Here is a 5,588-nt window from a genome sequence, read left to right on the forward strand (position 1 = left end):
AAACAGAACTATACTTGTAGATAACTAAACTTATGAATAATTAGCGAATAATTAGATTTTTTGCTTTTGATTTTCTGTTTTTATATGAATAGATTATTTATCTTTATGTATTCTTAGGAAAGTAGAAATCAAAGTTCTGTTTTCTTTAGAAATAAAATGTCTAAAGTCAAGAGTAGCAAGGGAATTGCTGATCCTAAGTCTTTCTTTTTTATATATCTATCTTTTAAAATAGTATCTACATACAAATTTTTATTCATCTTTTAGCTTAAAGCTTATAATGAAGAAGATAGCTACTACAATTCTTTAAAATAAAAGAAAGTAGGAATTCATTTGGAAATAACCTCAAATTTTAAAAAGCTAAAATCAGAAATCCAACAAGCCATATTAAGTGAAGAATATTGGCCTGCATTAACTACCTTATTAGATTTTGAAAGAGTTCCAAGTCCTCCTTTCGAACACCGCTCACACGTTTTTAAAGCAATTAACGATAGTATTGCAATCAAACTCTTTACTGATCGTAGTAAAAATGGACATGATATTAAAATTCACGAAGCATTATCAGGTATACCTTATTATCCTGATATGTACGCGTACATTGATAAACAGGTTATTATCATAGAAAAAGCATCTGGAGAAGCTTTAAATGGTTTATTAAAAAAACAAAAGATAAGTAAGGGTGAACTGGAATCAATAAGAGAACAATATAGCGAAGCTGTTAAGTTAGCGGCTGAAAGAAACGTAGAAGATTGGGATTTTAAATTGGAACATATATTCTGGGATCAAAAAACAAAAAAATTAATGAAAGTAGATTTAGGAGGTTATGATCTTTATACTGATTTTCAATTAGATCCCGAAAATCAAGTGGCTAGGGGATTAGAAGTTCTAAACCGAGAAATGAAAAGATACCTAAAATATCTAAATAATTAGAATAAGGATCAAATGAGAATCTAGAACTGCCATCTCATTTGATCCTTATTTATTGGGATATACTCTGGATGGTTTGAGATTAGCAGCTGTAATCAATCTATTGAGAGTACGGAAGTGTATTTTAACATGAGCTTGAGATAGACCAGAAGCAATCAAGTTATTCATCGTTAAACGTATACCTTTTGCGTGCAGTTGTAAAACATGATCAATCATCGTTTCATTTGTCCATTTTTTTGTGTTGGGGGGTATATTCAATTTAATTTTGATGCGTTCACATTCTTTTAATATTTGGTTCCAATCCATATCTAACATGTAAATAAGGTAGTTCAATGCTGGCTGTTCTTTGTTTCTATAGCGCTGGTAATAATCACAGTTGTTTGAATCTAGCCGTTTTAATTCATATACTAAATTTGGCAAAAGGAAAGCTTCTATGTCTCCGGCTGATGGTTTCGGAATATAGGTCTTTATAAAGGTACTCCAATTCATATCAAATAAAGATTCAATTTCTTTTGATGTAGGAAGATGTTTATGTTGAACGTTTATATCATATGTAGCAGCTGATAAGTCCTGCAATGTTAATAAAGTATACTGGATGCGAGCGATTATTTTATCTACAGACGCATCGGACCATTTGAATTGTTTAAACCTATTCAAGTATTTATTCACTCCTATAAAACAATATATTCAAGTTGAGCTTTTTTTAAAATATGATACAATAATATTATACATTTTAAAGATTCACCCACTCCCTAGCAAGCGCTTATGGGAATTTCTTTTTCAAAACACTTATCTTTTCGAGTGACTACTGATTTTTGCAATCCTTGCAGAAATAATAGTCGTTGGAAAGGGCAAGTGTTTTTTTGTTCTAAAGACTATTGAGAGGACGATGAATATGAATGATACAGCTAATTTTATCTCAAAAGAAACAATCAATATGCTATCTAATATTAGTCTTGATGATGTAGCCGAACGCTTAGGGCATACATTGAGAAGATCAGGAAACAATTACGCACTTTTTTGTCCAAATCCAAATCATGGCTTTGAAAAAAAACCTGATACGATGATCAGTCTTTCTAAAGGATTGTTTAAATGCTTTGGTGGAGGCGGTTGTGGTTGTCGTGGTAATAATGCGATTAGTTTCTATAGCTGGCACACCTACGGGTCAGCAGAAAAAGAATACTTTAAAGATTCTGTAATAGGCTTAGCAGAAATTTATGGGATTCCGGTAAAATTTGAAAATGGTAAAGTCATCAAAAATGATTCAGTACAGATTGTACCTAAACAAAGAGCAGTGATGGATGAAGTACCTGCTCAACCTGATGAAATTTGTAATAAAGTCTATCGTCGATATCTATCTCTATGTCCTTTACTAGAAGATCATGTCAAAGAGTGGAGAGAACGTCGAAAATACTCAGATAGCGAAATTCAAGCTTTTGGATTACGATCTGTACCTACTAGTGTCGAACAAGCAAATCAAATTGTAAGAACATTGCTTGAAGAAGGTTACAATCTAGATCGTATACCTGGTTTTAGTAAAGCATTAAAAGTAAATGGTGATCCGGCTAATGAAGATGATTGGTATTGGATCATAGGGATGCAAGGGAAATATTATCTTCCAGTCCGCAATGAGCTAGGATTGATTGTGCGTTTACGCGTAGCAACTGGAAGAACAGACGGAAAAGCAAAATACGTTTGGTTTTCATCTGATCCGACTTCTCCTGATGAAATTAAGAATAGTACCGTTTATTCGAGAGACCGCTTACGTATAGGTGGAGCTCCTTCAGGTGCTGTTATTAATGTCACGGTTCCTTCTAAGCTTTTAAAATTATGGAAACCTGGTGATGAATTAAGTCATTATTTCGATACTTCTGTTGCCATAGTAACTGAAGGAGAACATAAATCAACTATTACAGCCAATTACACAAATCAGCTAGTTTTTGGTTTGCCAGGCGCAGGAAATTATCAAGACCTAATTCCATTAGCGAAAAGGATGCAGATTAAAAAGTTAGTTATTGCTATTGATACAGATGCATTTGTAGATAAAACTAAAAAACAAGGTAAAAATGTGATTGTATTTCAGCACCTTCAGAATATGGTTACTCTTTGTATTAAAGAGGACATTGAGGTAGTACTCTGGTGCTGGAATCCTGAAGATGGAAAAGGATTAGATGATAGTCTTTTAAATGGAGTTTTACCTATAGAAATTGATATTCTTACAAATGATCGAAAAGTAGTATCTTTACCTTATACAGGTTAAAAATAATTATAGTCATTTAAAAACGAAGTGATCTCATCGAGATACCTTCGTTTTTTTTATGAAGAAGGAGCTTATAACATGGAAGATTTTATATTGACGAATTGGATTTTAATTATAGCGATAATAATCGTAGGTATAGTACTTTTTAAAATAAAAAGATTGATAAGTAAATTGATTGGGATAGGATTTATGTTGTTCTCAATTATTCGATTTTTATTGTTTATTAAAGGGTTGTAAGGAGGAACAATAGTGAAAAAGTTAATACTGTGTGTAATTTTGATTGCTCTAGCAATAGCTTGGAACAAATATGATATTGAAAAATCAAAAAAAGTTAATCATATCCCTATTTATGTCCATACTACAGATGTTATCCAGATTAAGATACCTGTTAAAAGGTATCCTGAAACGGTACAGCATATGAAAGAAGCGATAGAAAATGGACAACCTTCTATTTGTACAATTGACCGCGATGGGGCAGATCGACGAAGGGAAAATTCTTTGAGAAATACTCCTATCAAAAAAGGATTTGATCGAGATGAATTTCCTCCAGCTGTATGTGTAGAAGGTGGTCATGGAGCAGATATTAAATATGTACATCCATCTGATAATAGAGGCTCTGGAGCTTGGTTAGGTCGTAGAATCCAAGACTACCCAGGGCACTCAAATATTATTTATTACGCCTTAAACCAAAAGACTGAAGCTTATAGAGATATTCCTCTATAGCTTCAGTCTTTTTTGTGTTAATACACATAGATTGTATTACCTGTACAGTCATCCCAACCATGAATATCTTCACCTTCATCTAAAGCAGTAATGACTTGCTTTTGTTGTATGAGGGTAGCTGGGCTTATGACAGCAATAACTTCATTATTTTGAACAACCTCAAACTTGTATAGTCCATGATGATGTTCAATAGGAATGATTTTGTAATTATCTCTCATCCATGTATGCATAGCGAGCTCTCCTATAGCATTAAATCAGTAATTATATTTTCTTATTCCTCTTAGTAAAAGGAATAACATTATTCTTATGATTAGAAATGACCGGCATAGCTATAATCTCATTGAAGTTAGAATAAGAATTCTCTTTAGATTCAAAATAAGAATGTTCTTTTTCAGGATAAGGATAACAAGAAATACCTGGACTATTATAATCAATTTTATGCTGGGAAAGCGAATGTAATTGATTATGATCACGTTGTCTTTTGTCAGAATCAGCTTTCCAAGAAAATAAAATCGTTTGTCCAAAGTCACTATTAGAATCTAGCTGATTCCAACTTATATAAGGTTCAGTTGTATGAAATTGGTTTTCTATTTTTTTATAAACGGAGGTAGGTTGGATATAACAAAATGCAATTATAAAATCCGTCATTTTTAATGTAGGATAAATTATAAAAAATAGAATTAGGTTATACCATGAAGACAAATATGGAATATTCCAAAAAATAATTACTGAAATAACGAGTACAATATTTAGTATATGCTTAAAGAGATAGGTTGTCATAGGTTTTCCAATAATTTGAATCATATTGGGCTTACGCAGCGGGATCGTACGTGAAGGAATGATATGGGAATACACCCGATCTCTAAAATCATTAACCACTTTGATATAGAAAGGATCATAAGCATTACTCTTCTGATCTGAAGTAACAGCAGTAGGTGGAGAGAATAGATAATATAAATGTGTAGGGGAGATGAACGAGGTAGCTGCCCAACGTTGCACCTCTAAAAGGTAATGATTCTCTCGAATTTTTTCCATCAATGCTATTTGATTCTCATTACTATGAGCGATTATAAGAGTCGCAGTAAAGAGAATGAGCCAGCTCCCGTAGTGTTGAACATAGTGGATCAATAATAAGTTATAACTTGAAAATAAAGAATTACCTACTAGAAGTTGAATAATAAAAGTAATCGGATAGGCAAAAACAGCGATTAATATTACATTTTTAATTAATTGTAATAGAGATGAACATAAAGCTCTCATAGTTAAACCTCCAATAATTGTTGATAATGCTAGTATATCTAGGTTTGGAAAAACTTTCATTTTTTTAAATAGACAAAATTTCAAGGGTATGATAATCTTTGTTTTATAAATTTCAATATTATTCCTATTTCGGTGTCATGCGACAACCCGAATTTTTTTCACAAATCGCGTTTAAATTAAAACGACCAAACCTAGTATGTCTACTAGTGAGCGTTATTGGTTCTTTTAATTTGGATGCGATTTTTTTTGTCCAAAAATAAAAGAATAGGAGCGAAGAAGCTGAATAAAGTAAAGGTAGCACTTTCAAAAAAAGGTACTATTTCCAGAACGATCACGAGCTTGAGTAGCTTGCTTGATCGAATACCTAAGATGAGTTTGTTAAAAACCATAGCTATTCACAATCTGTTTCTTATACACCTCT

Annotated in this window: 6 protein-coding genes; 3 read left to right on the top strand and 3 right to left on the bottom strand. The window is 32.3% G+C overall.

Going from position 1 to position 5,588, the window contains the following annotated elements; genetic code table 11:
• The first annotated feature begins 330 nt into the window (after nt 1-330).
• Complete coding sequence (locus tag PTI45_RS22190; RefSeq protein ID WP_069329774.1) at nt 331-927, top strand: protein kinase family protein; 597 nt, start codon at nt 331-333, stop codon at nt 925-927.
• Between the two features lie 45 nt (nt 928-972).
• Here PTI45_RS22190 and PTI45_RS22195 read toward each other — a convergent pair whose 3' ends face one another.
• Nucleotides 973-1,581 carry a hypothetical protein gene (locus PTI45_RS22195; RefSeq protein ID WP_069329775.1) on the bottom strand — a complete coding sequence of 203 codons (609 nt, stop codon included), beginning with the start codon at nt 1,579-1,581 and terminating at the stop codon, nt 973-975.
• A 238-nt stretch (nt 1,582-1,819) separates the two neighbouring features.
• Between PTI45_RS22195 and PTI45_RS22200 the strand changes: the two genes are divergently transcribed.
• On the top strand, nt 1,820-3,184 hold the full coding sequence (locus PTI45_RS22200; protein ID WP_069329776.1) for a CHC2 zinc finger domain-containing protein: 1,365 nt from the start codon (nt 1,820-1,822) through the stop codon (nt 3,182-3,184).
• A gap of 249 nt (nt 3,185-3,433) precedes the next feature.
• A complete protein-coding gene (locus tag PTI45_RS24415) occupies nt 3,434-3,907 on the top strand; it encodes a NucA/NucB deoxyribonuclease domain-containing protein (protein ID WP_245703545.1) in 474 nt (157 codons plus the stop codon).
• 17 nt (nt 3,908-3,924) lie between these two features.
• On the opposite strand, the gene PTI45_RS22210 is transcribed toward PTI45_RS24415, so the two are convergent.
• Both PTI45_RS22210 and PTI45_RS22215 read right to left on the bottom strand, forming a co-directional pair.
• Nucleotides 3,925-4,137: a hypothetical protein gene (locus PTI45_RS22210; RefSeq protein WP_069329778.1), complete on the bottom strand. Its 213-nt coding sequence runs from the start codon at nt 4,135-4,137 to the stop codon at nt 3,925-3,927.
• 31 nt (nt 4,138-4,168) lie between these two features.
• Nucleotides 4,169-5,167, bottom strand: a complete 999-nt coding sequence (locus PTI45_RS22215; RefSeq protein ID WP_069329779.1) for a hypothetical protein — start codon at nt 5,165-5,167, stop codon at nt 4,169-4,171.
• Between the last annotated feature and the right edge of the window lie 421 nt (nt 5,168-5,588).

The sequence above is a fragment of the Paenibacillus nuruki genome, from assembly GCF_001721045.1.
GTDB classification, from domain to species: domain Bacteria; phylum Bacillota; class Bacilli; order Paenibacillales; family Paenibacillaceae; genus Saccharibacillus; species Saccharibacillus nuruki.